The sequence below is a fragment of the Pseudomonas sp. NPDC098747 genome (assembly GCF_044760045.1).
In the GTDB taxonomy this organism is placed as follows: domain Bacteria; phylum Pseudomonadota; class Gammaproteobacteria; order Pseudomonadales; family Pseudomonadaceae; genus Aquipseudomonas.
Map to the genome: position 1 here is coordinate 56,391 of NZ_JBIWAL010000001.1, position 12,963 is coordinate 69,353.

General features: G+C 60.9%; 10 protein-coding genes and 1 pseudogene. 3 read left to right on the top strand and 8 right to left on the bottom strand.

Features of this window, described 5'->3' with window-relative positions; translation table 11 throughout:
- Positions 1 to 79: 79 nt before the first annotated feature.
- Both ACIQVE_RS00255 and ACIQVE_RS00260 read left to right on the top strand, forming a co-directional pair.
- Positions 80 to 714, top strand: a pseudogene (locus tag ACIQVE_RS00255) (sigma-70 family RNA polymerase sigma factor).
- Positions 711 to 1,385 (top strand): anti-sigma factor domain-containing protein, encoded by a 675-nt coding sequence (locus ACIQVE_RS00260; protein WP_402803407.1) that lies wholly within the window; start codon positions 711 to 713, stop codon positions 1,383 to 1,385. The pseudogene ACIQVE_RS00255 and the gene ACIQVE_RS00260 overlap by 4 nt, the downstream one beginning before the upstream one ends.
- Positions 1,386 to 1,428: 43 nt before the next feature.
- Here ACIQVE_RS00260 and fdhA read toward each other — a convergent pair whose 3' ends face one another.
- The 8 genes from fdhA to ACIQVE_RS00300 all read right to left on the bottom strand — a co-directional run bounded on the left by fdhA (position 1,429) and on the right by ACIQVE_RS00300 (position 11,760).
- The gene (gene fdhA / locus ACIQVE_RS00265; RefSeq protein WP_402803409.1) at positions 1,429 to 2,628 is read right to left on the bottom strand and encodes a formaldehyde dehydrogenase, glutathione-independent; all 1,200 of its coding nucleotides are present in this window, start codon (positions 2,626 to 2,628) and stop codon (positions 1,429 to 1,431) included.
- Between the two features lie 201 nt (positions 2,629 to 2,829).
- Positions 2,830 to 3,687: a formyltetrahydrofolate deformylase gene (gene purU, locus ACIQVE_RS00270; protein ID WP_402803411.1), complete on the bottom strand. Its 858-nt coding sequence runs from the start codon at positions 3,685 to 3,687 to the stop codon at positions 2,830 to 2,832.
- Positions 3,688 to 3,935: 248 nt separating this feature from the next.
- Positions 3,936 to 4,568, bottom strand: coding sequence for a sarcosine oxidase subunit gamma (locus ACIQVE_RS00275; RefSeq protein ID WP_402803413.1), 633 nt, complete (start codon positions 4,566 to 4,568; stop codon positions 3,936 to 3,938).
- Positions 4,569 to 4,749: 181 nt separating this feature from the next.
- A complete protein-coding gene (locus ACIQVE_RS00280; protein WP_402803415.1) occupies positions 4,750 to 7,767 on the bottom strand; it encodes a sarcosine oxidase subunit alpha in 3,018 nt (1,005 codons plus the stop codon).
- Entirely contained in the window at positions 7,764 to 8,093 is a 330-nt protein-coding gene (locus tag ACIQVE_RS00285) for a sarcosine oxidase subunit delta (protein ID WP_402803417.1), read from the bottom strand. Before ACIQVE_RS00285 ends, ACIQVE_RS00280 begins: the two co-directional genes overlap by 4 nt.
- A gap of 156 nt (positions 8,094 to 8,249) precedes the next feature.
- Positions 8,250 to 9,500 (bottom strand): sarcosine oxidase subunit beta, encoded by a 1,251-nt coding sequence (locus ACIQVE_RS00290; protein ID WP_047303829.1) that lies wholly within the window; start codon positions 9,498 to 9,500, stop codon positions 8,250 to 8,252.
- 20 nt (positions 9,501 to 9,520) lie between these two features.
- Positions 9,521 to 10,774 carry a serine hydroxymethyltransferase gene (glyA, locus tag ACIQVE_RS00295; RefSeq protein WP_402803419.1) on the bottom strand — a complete coding sequence of 418 codons (1,254 nt, stop codon included), beginning with the start codon at positions 10,772 to 10,774 and terminating at the stop codon, positions 9,521 to 9,523.
- Between the two features lie 275 nt (positions 10,775 to 11,049).
- On the bottom strand, positions 11,050 to 11,760 hold the full coding sequence (locus ACIQVE_RS00300) for a TraX family protein (RefSeq protein WP_402803421.1): 711 nt from the start codon (positions 11,758 to 11,760) through the stop codon (positions 11,050 to 11,052).
- Positions 11,761 to 11,887: 127 nt separating this feature from the next.
- Here ACIQVE_RS00300 and ACIQVE_RS00305 point away from each other — a divergent pair, with 127 nt between their 5' ends.
- Positions 11,888 to 12,928, top strand: coding sequence for a low specificity L-threonine aldolase (locus ACIQVE_RS00305; protein ID WP_402803423.1), 1,041 nt, complete (start codon positions 11,888 to 11,890; stop codon positions 12,926 to 12,928).
- Positions 12,929 to 12,963 lie beyond the last annotated feature (35 nt).

Below are 12,963 nucleotides of genomic sequence, written 5' to 3' on the forward strand. Positions count from 1 at the left end.
CCACCGGCATGTTCCGAAGCAGTGCATCCATATTTAACGCGCGTGCGTATATAAATCGTGAAAGACGAGAGTGCACGCGATGAATGGCACGACCGCTGGTGCTGGACTAGCCTGTGAACAACCCGCGATCAGGGCCGTCGTACTGCCATGGCCTGGAGATTTGTCATTAGCATCGCCGATACCGATCAGCTCAGGCAGTTGCTGGCCCAGTGTTCACTGGGTGACCGCCGTGCCTTCGAAACGCTGTACCGCAGCGTCGGCCCGCGCCTGCATGGAGTCGCGCTGCGCTTCATGGGCCGCGCGGACCTGGCCGAAGAAGTCGTCCAGGAAAGCTTTGTGCGCATCTGGAACAACGCCTCGCGCTATGAAGCGCATTTGTCGGCGCCGATGACCTGGATGATCAACATCACCCGCAATCAAGCCATCGACCAGTTGCGCAAACACCGCGACCGGCCGCTGACCGACCTGGAACAGGACGCCTTGGCGGACGAAAGCCCCTCGGCCCACGACCAGTTGAACAGCGATCGCGAAGCTCGCGCGCTGAACCGCTGCCTGGACACCCTCGAAGGCATGCAACGCCAGTCGATCTCCGTGGCGTACTTTCAGGGCTTGTCTTGCTCGGAACTGGCCGATCATTTGTCCGCGCCGCTGGGCTCGGTCAAATCATGGATTCGCCGTGGCATGGAACGCCTGCGCCGGTGTCTTGAATCATGAACTACCAGACCCCCGCCCTGCGCCGCGCCCTCGCCGCCGATTACGCGATCGGCTTGATGTCTGCGCCCGCACGCCGGCGCTTTGAACAACTATTGCTGGATGACGCGGCCCTGCGTGCGGAACTGGCGAACTGGCAGGAAAGCCTCGCCAGTCTGACCGACGGGTTGCCCGAGCATCCTTTGCCGGAGCGCGTGTGGCACGGCATCACCACGCGGGTCGAACCGCAAACCCTGCACCTGCCCGAGAAGCGTCCGTTCTGGAACTGGCTGCGCGCCACCGCCGCAGCGTGTTCACTGGTCGCCTTGGTGTTCCTCGGCTCGCTGTACAACCGCGACGACGCCCGCTACGAAGCAACCCTGCTGAGCGCCGACGCGCAACCGGCGTTGAAGGTCGAAGCGCACGAGGATTATCTGCAGATCGAGCCGCTGACATTGGCCGCGGTAGGGCCTGATCGCAGCTTGGAGTTGTGGGCGATTCCAGCGGATGGCAAGCCGATCTCGCTGGGTGTGATCCCTGCGGGTGGCAAAGGCAAGGTTGAGTTGAATGACGCGCAGAAGGTGTTGATCGGCAAGCCGATTGCGTTGGCGGTGAGTCTGGAGCCTAAGGGTGGTTCGTCGACTGGGCAGCCGACTGGGCCGGTGCTTTATCAAGGGGGGTTGGCGGCGCTTTAATAACGGCAGATCAAAAGGGCGACCCGAAGGTCGCCTATTTTATTTACGCCGCACTGAACATCTTGTGCGGATCAATCACAAACTTCTTCGGCACACCGGCATCGAACTCGCCATACCCTTCTGGCGCCTGATCGAGGCTGATGACCTGCACGCCCACCACTTCGGCAATGTTGATGCGATCCCACATGATCGCCTGCATCAGTTGGCGGTTGTATTTCATCACCGGGGTCTGGCCAGTGTGGAAGCTGTGGGACTTGGCCCAGCCCAGGCCGAAACGAATGCTCAGGCTGCCCATTTTCGCAGCGGCGTCGACGGCGCCCGGATCTTCGGTGACGTACAGGCCCGGGATACCGATCTTGCCCGCCACGCGCACGACGCCCATCAGCGAGTTGAGTACGGTGGCAGGCGCTTCGTGTTTCACCCCGTCATGGCCGTGGCCACGCGCTTCGAAGCCTACGGCGTCCACCGCGCAGTCCACTTCCGGTTCACCCAACAGTGCAGCGATCTGCTCATGCAACGGCGTGTCCAGCGACAGGTCGGCGATCTCGAAACCCTGCGCCTTGGCGTGTGCCAGGCGCACGGTATTGACGTCGCCGATGATCACCACTGCTGCACCGAGCAGTCGCGCCGATGCGGCAGCGGCCAGACCCACAGGACCGGCGCCCGCAATGTACACGGTGCTGCCCGGGCCAACGCCGGCCGTCACTGCGCCGTGATAACCGGTTGGCAGAATGTCGGAGAGACAGGTCAAGTCGCGGATTTTTTCCATCGCACGATCACGGTCAGGCAACTTCAGCAGGTTGAAATCGGCGTACGGCACCAAGGCGTATTCGGCCTGACCGCCCGTCCAGTCGCCCATGTCGACATAACCGTAGGCACCGCCCGGACGCGCCGGGTTGACGCTGAGGCAAACGCCGGTGTGCATTTCCTTGCAGGAACGGCAGCGCCCGCAAGCCACGTTGAACGGCACGGAAACCAGGTCACCGATTTTCAGGTTTTCGACGTCGGAGCCTTTTTCGATCACCTCGCCGGTGATCTCGTGACCCAGCACCAGGCCGGTCTGCGCCGTCGTGCGGCCGCGCACCATGTGTTGGTCGGAGCCGCAGATGTTGGTGGACACCACACGCAGGATCACACCGTGTTCGATCTTCCTGCCGCGCGGGTCCTGCATTTTTGGATAGTCGATTTTCTGTACTTCGACTTTGCCGCCGCCGAGATACACCACACCACGATTGCCAGACATGCTTTCACCTCGCTGTTGTTTTTATGGAACCGCGTTGCCCAGGCAGGCAGCGCGTTGAATGCTCGGGTTATTGCTTGTTGGTTTTGCGTTGTCAGTTATGGCTTCATCGCTGGCAAGCCAGCTCCCACAGTGATTTCGGGTGGCCACAGGATTTGTGAACGGCATAAAACCTGTGGGAGCTGGCTTGCCAGCGATGGCGATCTAAAGAACGACCGTGCGATTGGCGTTCAAAAACACTCGTCTTTCGATGTGATATCCCACGGCTCGCGCCAAGGTGAGGCCCTCAATATCCCGCCCCTTGGCAATCAAATCCTCGGGGTAATGGCTGTGATCCACCGCCTCGACCCCCTGGGCAATGATCGGCCCCTCATCGAGGTCGTTGTTGATGTAATGCGCCGTCGCGCCGACCAGCTTCACGCCCTTGTTGTAGGCCTGGTGATACGGCTTGGCGCCCTTGAAGCCCGGCAGCAGCGAGTGATGAATATTGATCGCCTTGCCGTCGAGCTTGCGACACAACTCCGGAGACAGCACTTGCATGTAGCGGGCGAGGATCACCAGTTCGGCGCCGGACTCTTCGATCACCTGCCAGACCTGTCGCTCTTGCGATGGTTTGTCATTCGGATCGAGGGGGAAGTGGTAGTAAGGAATCTGGTGCCAGTCGGCCAGCGGCTTGAGGTCCGGGTGATTGGACACCACCGCCGCGACGTCCATCGACAATTGGCCGATGCGCTGGCGGTAGAGCAAGTCGTTGAGGCAGTGATCAGCCTTGGAAACCATGATCACTACTTTCGGCCGGTAGTTCGGCACGGTCAGCTCGAAGATCATGCCAAACGCCTGACCGCGTTCGGCGAGGCCGGCGCGAAAGGCTTGTTCATCGAAGCCGTCGGGCTGGCGAAATTCCACGCGAATGAAGAAACGGCCCGAGAGCCGGTCATCGAACGAATGGTGCTCGGTGACGTAGCAACCCTGCTCGAACAGAAAACGCGTCACCGCGTCCACGGTGCCGAGAACGCTGGGGCAGTCGGCGGTCAGAATCCATGTGTCTGGGGCGCGGCTCATGGTGCGGTGACTCCTGTTCTTTGTCCGGGGTGTCAGGTTTTCCCCTCACCCTAGCCCTCTCCCGGAGGGAGAGGGGACTGACCGAGTTGTTCTTTCGAGTTACGCCGACGTGAAATACCGAGTCGAACTCAGGCTCGAAAAAACACACAATTCTGCTCCCTTCCCCCTCGCCCCCTTGGGGGAGAGGGTTGGGGTGAGGGGGAAAAAATCTCCCGCCCTACACGCAAGCAAGCTCAACGAAATTCACTTCAAGCCTGAACACTCAAGCCGTACTCAGCCGAAGCATCCTGCAACCACAACCACCAATAATCCGAGAAGCTGCGGCGAATCAGCAGTTCCCAGGTGTCTTCGGCGGTATGGCGAATCATCAGCTGCGACTTGGCGAACACCGTGCCCACAGCCTTGCCCACCGGGAAGCTGTTCGGATGTACGTCGTAACTGGTCGACTTCATCAGCACCTGACGAACATTCGGCCCGCTCAATTCGAGCAGTTGCTGGCCGCCGCTGACGTTGACGATCGCAATGTGCAGATCGCCCAGCGCTTCGCGCAATTTCTGTTCAGCGGCGAGTTCTTCACCGCTCGGCACGATCAGCAGCCACTCATCCGGACCCATCCATTGCAGGCTGGTTTCGCCTTTGACGATCACGCTCAGGGCGCCGGGCAATTCGATGCCCAAGGCCTTGTGCACACCGGCAGCGAGCGCTGGATCATGGCCGTCGCCACGAATAGTGAGGTGGCCGAGAAGTTTGCGCTCACGCACGATCACGCCGGCGTTCTTGCGGCCCTTGCCAACCAGGCTGGCGAGGTCGGCATGGTGCAGCGACGACTCGGCCCTGGCCCCGGTGGTTGGGCGTTGTTGGTACACGTTGGCTGTGGTCATAAAGCACCTTTATCAATTCTGTTGGTTCCGGCCCTTGTGGTGGCTGCTCTGCCGCCTTCGCGAGCAAGCTCGCTCCCACACGGGGCCGATGCCTGACACAAATTCCCTTGACGACGCCGACCCTGTGGGAGCGAGCTTGCTCGCGAAGGCGATATCAGCCAACCCACAGGAGTCGAGGTCATCAAATGTTCTGCCGATCACCCTTCGGATCGAAGAACACCGAAGAAACAATCTCCGCCTCGATCACGCTGCCATCGGCCAGCGGTGCAAACACCCGCTCACCGAGACGCTTCAGACCGCCCTTCACCACACCCATGGCAAACGAATAACCGAGGGAGTTGTGCGCGTAGCTGGAAGTCACGTGGCCAACCATGGTCATCGGGATCGTCTGTTTAGTGTTGAACACCAACTGCGCACCTTCCGGCAGCCATTTGGTCGGATCGATCGGCTTCAGGCCCACCAACTGTTTGCGCTGATCACGCACGCAGTCTTCACGGTTCATGCCGCGCTGACCGATCCACGAGAACGGTTTAGTGCGACCGACGCACCAGCCCATGTTCAGGTCGTCCGGGGTCATCGAGCCGTCAGTGTCCTGGCCGACGATGATGAAGCCCTTCTCGGCGCGCAGGACGTGCATGGTCTCGGTGCCGTACGGCGTCAGGTTGTACTGCTTGCCGGCCTCGACGATTTTCTCCAACACGCCCATGGCATAGTCGGCCTGCACGTTGACTTCGTACGACAGCTCACCGGTAAACGAAATACGGAACACCCGCGCCGGTACGCCGCCGACCTCGCCTTCTTTCCAGGTCATGAACGGGAACGCTTCGTTGCTCAGATCGATGTCGGTGACAGCGCTGAGCAGCTTGCGGCTGTTCGGGCCGGACAGGGTCATGGTCGCCCAGTGGTCGGTGACGGAGGTGAAGTACACCTTCATGTCCGGCCATTCGGTCTGGTGGTACAGCTCCAGCCATTGCAGCACGCGCGCCGCGCCGCCAGTGGTGGTGGTCATGACGAAATGGTTGTCGGCCAGACACGCCGTCACACCGTCGTCGAAGACCATGCCATCTTCCTTGCACATCAGGCCGTAGCGAGCCTTGCCCACGTCGAGCTTGGTCCAGGCGTTGGTGTACACACGGTTAAGGAACTCGCGGGCATCCGGGCCTTGAATGTCGATCTTGCCCAGCGTCGAGGCGTCGAGCAGGCCGACGCTGTCGCGCACGGCTTTGCATTCACGCTTCACGGCGGCATGCAGGTCTTCACCGTTTTTCGGGAAATACCACGGGCGCTTCCACTGGCCGACGTCTTCGAACTCGGCACCGTTTTTCAGGTGCCATTGATGCAGCGCGGTATAACGCACCGGCTCGAATATGTGCCCGCAATGGCGGCCGGCTATCGCGCCGAAGGTCACTGGCGTGTAGTTCGGGCGGAACATCGTGGTGCCCATCTGCGGGATGGTCACGTTCAGCGAACGGGCGGCGATGGCCAGACCGTTGACGTTGCCGAGCTTGCCCTGATCGGTGCCGAAGCCAAGCGCGGTGTAGCGTTTGACGTGCTCGACCGACTCGAAACCCTCGCGGGTCGCCAGTTCGATGGCGGCGGCGGTCACGTCGTTTTGCAGGTCGACGAATTGCTTCGGCGCCCGTGCAGTGGTCTTCTCATGCGGCACCTGGAACAGCGCCAGGGTCGGTTCTTCGTGACGGCTCAAGGCTTTCGGCAGCACGCCTTCTACCGTCTGGAAACCGGCTTCGGCAGCGGCGCGCACGCCCCCTTCAAAACCGTCGGCCAGTGAATCACCGAGACCGTAAACGCCGTTTATGCCGCCGACGCACACGCGTTTCTGCGGTGCTTCGCCCGGTACGAAACCGAGGATGTCTTCACGCCAGGTCGGCTTGCCGCCCAAGTGCGAGGCCAGGTGAACCACCGGGCTGTAGCCGCCGGAGCTGGCGACCACGTCGCAGTCGAGCCATTCGCCCGGACTGGTCACGGCGTGCGCTTTGACATCAATCGCGGCCACTCGCGCAGCGCTGACGCGCTTGCTGCCACGAGTCTCGATCACGGCGCTGCCGGTAAGGATTCGGATGCCTTTGGCGCGTGCTTCTTCAACCAAGGCGCCACGCGGATTGCTACGAGCATCGGCGATGGCCACCACTTGCAGACTGGCGTCGAGCCAATCCAGAGCAACGCGATAGGCGTGATCGTTGTTGGTCGACAAGACAAGCTTTTTGCCCGGTGCCACGCCGTAACGGCGCACGTAAATCGACACCGCACCGGCGAGCATGTTGCCCGGTACATCGTTGTTGCCATAGACCAGCGGACGCTCGCAAGCGCCGGTGGCCAGCACCACACGCTTGGCGCGAACCCGGTGGATGCGCTGACGCACCTGACCGATTGGCGCACGGTCGCCGAGGTGATCGGTGAGGCGTTCGTGAATGGTCAGGAAGTTGTGGTCGTGGTAACCGTTGACCGTGGCGCGCGGCAACAGCAGCACGTCCGGGGTGTCCTTCAATTCGGCGATAACGCTGGCGACCCACTCGGTAGCCGGTTTGCCGTCGAGGCTTTCGCGCGAATCGAGCAGGCTGCCGCCGAACTCTTCCTGCTCATCGGCGAGAATCACGCGAGCACCACTGCGCGCAGCCGCCAGTGCAGCAGCGAGACCGGCCGGGCCGCCGCCGACAATCAGCACGTCGCAGTGCTGGTTCATGTAATCGTAGGTGTCCGGGTCGTTCTCGGTCGGCGAGCGGCCCAGACCTGCAGCCTTACGAATGTACTTCTCGTAAGTCATCCAGAACGATTGCGGGTACATGAAGGTTTTGTAGTAGAAACCCGGCGGCATCAGCTTGCCGCCGACCTTGCCGAGAATCCCCATCATGTCGTTGTTGACGCTCGGCCAGCCGTTGGTGCTGGTGGCGACCAGGCCTTGATACAACGCCTGTTGCGTGGCGCGCACGTTGGGGATCTGCGTGGCTTCGGTTGCGCCGATCTGCAGCACCGCGTTCGGCTCTTCGGCACCGGCGGCGAAGATGCCGCGCGGGCGCGAATACTTGAAGCTGCGACCGATGATGTCGACACCGTTGGCGATCAGCGCGGCGGCCAGCGAGTCGCCTTCAAAGCCTTTGTAGCTCTGGCCGTTGAAGGTGAAGCTCAGCACTTTGTTGCGGTCGATCCGTCCACCGTTGGACAGGCGATTGGTCTGGCTCATACCTTCTCTCCCAGCGCCGTCGTGGCTGTTTTCGCAGCGTCAGCCTTGTCGGTGAATTGCGGCGTGGTGCCGATCTTGTAGGTTTCGAGAATTTCGTAGGTCACGGTGTCGCGGGTGACGTTGAAGTACTGGCGGCAACCGGCGACGTGATCCCACAGCTCGTGGTGCAGACCGCGCGGGTTATCGCGGAAGAACATGTAGTCGCCCCACTCTTCATCAGAGCAAGCGCTCGGATCCAGTGGACGCGGAATGTGCGCCTGGCCGGATGCGTGGAATTCCTCTTCGGAGCGCAGCTCGCCGCAGTGAGGACAGAAGATATGCAACATGGGGATTTCTCCTATCAAGCGCCGTGAAAACGTAGCGAGCGAAGGCAAGACAAGGCAAAAACTGGGGAGAAAGCGGAGCTTAGTTTACTAAGTGAGCATTTCGAGCCAGTTTTTAACGCCGTATTGCCGAGCGCAGTAGTTTTCATGGGGCCTTTGTTAGTGGGCGACAGCCGCAGCGCCATGTTCATCGATCAACGCACCGTTGTGGAAACGGTCGATGGAGAAAGGTGCGGCCAATGGGTGCATTTCACCCTTGGCCAGGCTCGCGGCAAATACGTTGCCCGAACCAGGTGTTGCCTTGAAGCCGCCGGTGCCCCAACCGCAGTTGAAGAACATGTTTGGTACCGGGGTTTTCGAAATGATTGGGCAGGCATCCGGGGTGGTGTCGACGATGCCGCCCCACTGGCGGTTCATGCGTACACGGGACAACACCGGGAACATCTCAACGATGGCCTGAATGGTGTGTTCGATCACCGGATACGAGCCGCGCTGGCCGTAGCCGTTATAGCCGTCGATACCAGCGCCGATCACCAGGTCGCCTTTGTCGGACTGGCTGATGTAACCGTGCACGGCGTTGGACATGATCACGCTGTCGATGATCGGTTTGATCGGCTCGGACACCAGCGCTTGCAGCGGGTGGGATTCGATTGGCAGACGGAAACCGGCGAGTTTGGCCATGTGCCCGGAATTACCGGCCGTCACCACGCCGACGCGCTTGGCGCCGATGAAGCCTTTGTTGGTTTCGACGCCGATGCACACGCCGTTTTCCTTGCGGAAGCCGATCACTTCGGTCTGCTGGATCAAGTCCACGCCGAGGGCGTCGGCCGCACGCGCGAAGCCCCACGCTACGGCATCGTGACGGGCGACGCCGCCGCGACGCTGAACGGTTGCGCCCAGTACTGGGTAGCGGGTGTTTTTGGAGCAGTCGAGGTACGGAATCTCGTTGGCGACTTGCTCAGTATTGAGCAACTCGCCATCGACGCCGTTGAGGCGGTTGGCGCTGACCCGACGCTCGGAATCACGGATGTCCTGCAAGGTGTGGCACAGGTTGTAGACGCCGCGCTGGGAGAACATCACGTTGTAGTTCAAGTCTTGCGACAGGCCTTCCCAGAGTTTCATCGCGTGTTCGTACAGATGCGCCGACTCGTCCCACAAATAGTTGGAACGCACGATGGTGGTGTTGCGCGCAGTGTTGCCGCCGCCCAGCCAGCCCTTCTCGACCACGGCGACGTTGGTGATGCCGTGTTCTTTCGCCAAGTAATAAGCAGTTGCCAGACCGTGCCCGCCGCCGCCGACGATGACCACGTCGTAGACCTTTTTAGGGGTCGGCGTGCGCCACATTTTCTGCCAGTTTTCGTGGTGGCTGAGCGAGTGTTTGAAGAGGCCGAAGCCTGAATAGCGTTGCATAGTCATGTACTCCAGAACGCTCAGCGATAAACCGGGAAGTTAGCGCACAGGGCCGAAACCTGCTGGGCAACATTGGCCTCGACATCGGCATCGCCGTGGTTGTCGAGGATGTCGCAGATCCAGCCGGCCAGCGTCACGCATTGGGTCACCTTGAAGCCGCGCGTAGTCACCGCCGGGGTGCCGATGCGCAGGCCGGAGGTCACGAACGGCGACTGCGGATCGTTCGGTACGGCGTTCTTGTTGACGGTGATGTGTGCACGGCCGAGCGCGGCGTCGGCATCTTTGCCGGTCAAGCCCTGACGGATCAGGCTGACCAGGAACAAATGGTTGTCAGTGCCGCCGGACACTACATCGTAGCCACGTTTGATAAACACGCTCGCCATCGCCTGAGCGTTGTCGATCACTTGTTGCTGATAAGCCTTGAAGCCAGGCTCCAGCGCTTCCTTGAAGCACACGGCTTTACCGGCAATGACGTGCATCAGCGGGCCGCCCTGAGCACCGGGGAACACCGCGGAGTTGAGCTTCTTTTCAATCTCTTCGTTGGACTTGGCCAGGATCAAACCGCCACGCGGACCGCGCAGGGTTTTGTGCGTGGTGGTGGTGACCACGTCGGCGTACGGCAGCGGATTCGGGTACAGACCGGCGGCGACCAGACCGGCAACGTGGGCCATGTCGACGAACAGCAGCGCACCGACCTTGTCAGCGATCTGGCGGAAGCGCGGGAAATCCAGAGTTTTCGAGTAAGCGGAGAAACCGGCGACGATCATTTTCGGCTGGCACTCGACGGCCAGACGCTCGACTTCGTCGTAATCGATCAGCCCGGTTTTGGTGTCGATGCCGTACTGCACGGCGTTGTACAGCTTGCCCGAGGACGACACTTTGGCGCCGTGGGTCAGGTGACCACCGTGGGCCAGGCTCATGCCCAGAATGGTGTCGCCTGGCTGGATCAGCGCGAGATAGACGGCGCTGTTGGCCGAGGAGCCGGAGTGCGGCTGGACGTTGGCGTAATCGGCGCCGAACAGTTGTTTGGCGCGCTCGATGGCCAGCGCTTCGACTTTATCCACATGCTCGCAGCCACCGTAGTAGCGCTTGCCCGGATAGCCTTCGGCGTACTTGTTGGTCAGGCCGCTGCCCTGGGCTTGCATGACGCGCTTGCTGGTGTAGTTCTCTGACGCGATCAGCTCGATGTGATCTTCCTGACGTTGCTCCTCGGCATTCATCGCCGCCAGCAGTGCATCGTCGTAACCCTGGATCTGGTCTTGCTTGCTGAACATCGCGTCTCTCCCAGCGGCGGCGGTGCGCCATTCGTCTCGGTAAGGCACCTGCGTGCCCTTTGATGCTGATGGTATGACCGGCGCAGACAGCTCAAATGCCTACGGACGCCACGCAAAGGTGCGTTTACGACATGGCGGGAAATGGACACAACAGACTCGATATTGAAAACACTGGAGATCCCTGTGGGAGCTGGCTTGCCAGCGATGGCGGTGTCACATCCAGCATTGATGGCGGCTGACCCACCACTATCGCTGGCAAGCCAGCTCCCACAGGGTCAAGCGGCGATCTGGCGAATAAGTAGTAACAGCAGGAAATGCGCGGGATACAGGGCGTAGGCCCAGCGGCGCATGGGTGGCGGTTGGGCCGTTTGGGCGTGTCGCAAAAGAAACATTCCAAGCAATGGCGCAATCAGGCAAACGATGAGACCGAAGATCGCCAGCTCATTGCCGAACCGCACCGATTCGAACAACACCCGCCACTGATTCGCCGCCAGGCACACCAGACCCGGCAACAGGCTGAAATACCATTGCCGACGAATCACCAACAACGTCGCCAGCGGCAGCAAAACACCAAACAAACCGAACATCAGCCGTTCCGAGAACAGCGCCGAAAGCAGCAACGCGCCAGCGCCGAGCAGGCGCGATGCCAAGGCCCGATCCTGCCAACCGCGCGCCACCAGCAACCCCAACGCCAGCGTCGGCATGACGTTCAAAGTGTCGGGATCAGGAATGTAAAACCGATACGGAATCTCGCTGACCAAACTGAACAGCAGCAGCCAGCCCAGATACCGCCACTCGGTCTTGCGCGCGCCAGCACGATCAAGATTCGCCGCCATCACCAGACAAAACCACGGAAACGCAAACCGCCCCGGCACATACAGCCAATCGACGGAGAACCCGACATATCGCAGGTGATCGAACAACATGCTCAACAGCGCCAGCCACTTGAGCAGATCCAGCGCGCCGTCGCGTTTACTCACGTGCATAATCGGGCCACAAACTGGTAATTTTCTGACAGCGACATCTCGTGTGCTCCCCGGAAGATCTTCGGTAAAGTGCGCACCATCATTGACCAACGAAGCGCCACAAGCGTTTCGATCACGGAAGCCGGCCATGACCGACAAGAGCCAACAATTCGCCAGCGACAACTATTCCGGTATCTGCCCTGAGGCCTGGGCTGCCATGGAACAGGCCAACCACGGCCACCAACGCGCTTACGGCGACGATGAATGGACCGCCCGCGCGGCCGACCATTTCCGCAAACTGTTCGACACCGATTGCGAAGTGTTCTTCGCCTTCAACGGCACCGCCGCCAACTCGCTGGCCCTGTCGTCGCTGTGCCAGAGTTACCACAGCGTGATCTGCTCGGAAACCGCCCACGTCGAAACCGACGAATGCGGCGCCCCGGAGTTTTTCTCCAACGGTTCGAAACTGCTGATCGCCGGCACTGAAAACGGCAAGATCACCCCAGCCTCGATCCGCGAAGTCGCGCTCAAGCGTCAGGACATTCACTACCCGAAACCACGCGTCGTGACCCTGACCCAGGCCACAGAAGTCGGCAGCGTTTATACCCCGGAAGAAATCCGCGCCATCAGCGCCACCTGCAAAGAGCTGGGCCTGAACCTGCACATGGACGGCGCGCGTTTCTCCAACGCCTGCGCGTTCCTCGGCTGCTCGCCAGCGGATCTGACCTGGAAGGCCGGTGTTGATGTGTTGTGTTTTGGCGGCACCAAAAACGGCATGGCGGTCGGTGAGGCGATTCTGTTCTTCAACCACAAACTGGCCGAAGACTTCGATTACCGCTGCAAACAGGCCGGGCAACTGGCGTCGAAAATGCGCTTTCTGTCGGCACCGTGGGTCGGCATCCTCGAAAACGACGCCTGGCTCAAATACGCCCGCCACGCCAACCACTGCGCACTACTGCTGGCCGAACTGGTCAGCGACATTCCGGGAGTGGAATTGATGTTCCCGGTGCAGGCCAACGGCGTGTTCCTGCAACTGTCGGAACCGGCGATCGCCGCCCTGACGGCGCGCGGCTGGCGCTTCTACACCTTCATCGGCAAGGGCGGCGCGCGCTTCATGTGCTCGTGGGACACCGAAGAAGAACGCGTACGGGAATTGGCCCGCGACATCCGCGAAGTGATGTCCGCCTGACGCTAATCCCCTTTAGAAGGGAAGGATCGCCCTGT

Excerpts from the sequence above, each read along its gene's own strand:
- ACIQVE_RS00290 (WP_047303829.1), bottom strand. The coding sequence starts at position 9,500 with ATGCAACGCTATTCAGGCTTCGGCCTCTTCAAACACTCGCTCAGCCAC.
- ACIQVE_RS00285 (WP_402803417.1), bottom strand. The coding sequence starts at position 8,093 with ATGTTGCATATCTTCTGTCCTCACTGCGGCGAGCTGCGCTCCGAAGAG.
- purU (WP_402803411.1), bottom strand. The coding sequence starts at position 3,687 with ATGAGCCGCGCCCCAGACACATGGATTCTGACCGCCGACTGCCCCAGC.
- ACIQVE_RS00260 (WP_402803407.1), top strand. The coding sequence starts at position 711 with ATGAACTACCAGACCCCCGCCCTGCGCCGCGCCCTCGCCGCCGATTAC.
- ACIQVE_RS00275 (WP_402803413.1), bottom strand. The coding sequence starts at position 4,568 with ATGACCACAGCCAACGTGTACCAACAACGCCCAACCACCGGGGCCAGG.
- fdhA (WP_402803409.1), bottom strand. The coding sequence starts at position 2,628 with ATGTCTGGCAATCGTGGTGTGGTGTATCTCGGCGGCGGCAAAGTCGAA.
- glyA (WP_402803419.1), bottom strand. The coding sequence starts at position 10,774 with ATGTTCAGCAAGCAAGACCAGATCCAGGGTTACGACGATGCACTGCTG.
- ACIQVE_RS00280 (WP_402803415.1), bottom strand. The coding sequence starts at position 7,767 with ATGAGCCAGACCAATCGCCTGTCCAACGGTGGACGGATCGACCGCAAC.
- ACIQVE_RS00300 (WP_402803421.1), bottom strand. The coding sequence starts at position 11,760 with ATGCACGTGAGTAAACGCGACGGCGCGCTGGATCTGCTCAAGTGGCTG.
- ACIQVE_RS00305 (WP_402803423.1), top strand. The coding sequence starts at position 11,888 with ATGACCGACAAGAGCCAACAATTCGCCAGCGACAACTATTCCGGTATC.